General features: G+C 78.8%; 1 protein-coding gene. It reads left to right on the top strand.

What is annotated here, in order from left to right; all coding sequences use genetic code 11:
- Positions 1 to 673 (top strand): penicillin acylase family protein (locus B9S61_RS42950; protein ID WP_258040021.1); only part of this gene is annotated, 673 nt, incomplete at both ends.

Here is a 673-nt window from a genome sequence, read left to right as displayed (position 1 = left end):
CGGCCCGGAAGGCCTTGACGGCGGCGGCCCGGAAGGCCTCGACGACGACGGCCCGGAAGGCCTTGACGGCGGCGGCCCGGAAGGCCTCGACGACGACGGCCCCGAAGGCCTCGACAACGGCGTGTCCGGGCCCGCCGGTCCCCCGCTCGCCGTCGCCCTCCGCTACCCGCCCCGCGTCACCGGCGACCTCGGCTTCGCCGCGCTGCTGCCGCTGCTGCGGTCCCGCCGGGTCGCCGACGTGGACCGGGCCGTCGACCGGTGGGCCGAACCGGTCAACGTGATCATGGCCGCGGACACCGGCGGCGGCACCCTCCACCGTGTGGCCGGCCGGGTCCCGCTCCGCGCCGACGCCAACCGCACCCGACTGGTCCCCGCGTGGGAGCCCGACCACGCCTGGCAGGGCCGGCACGAACCCCCGCGCGCCGGACTGACCGACGGTGTCGCCGTGATGGCGAACCAGCGCGGACCGGCCGCCCCCCTCGGCGTCGAGTTCGCCCCGCCGCACCGCGCGGAGCGCATCGCCACCCTGCTGGGCCGGCAGTCCCGCTGGTCCGCCGCCGACATGGCGACGATCCACACGGACACCCACCTCGCCTCCGCCGCACCCCTCCTGGACCACCTCGCCGCCCTCGACGCCCCGGCCCTCACCGGGCCGGCCGCCGCCCTGCGGGAC

The sequence above is a fragment of the Streptomyces sp. SM1 genome (assembly GCF_002910825.1).
In the GTDB taxonomy this organism is placed as follows: domain Bacteria; phylum Actinomycetota; class Actinomycetes; order Streptomycetales; family Streptomycetaceae; genus Streptomyces; species Streptomyces okerensis.
This window is presented reverse-complemented; position numbering and strand designations above follow the sequence as displayed.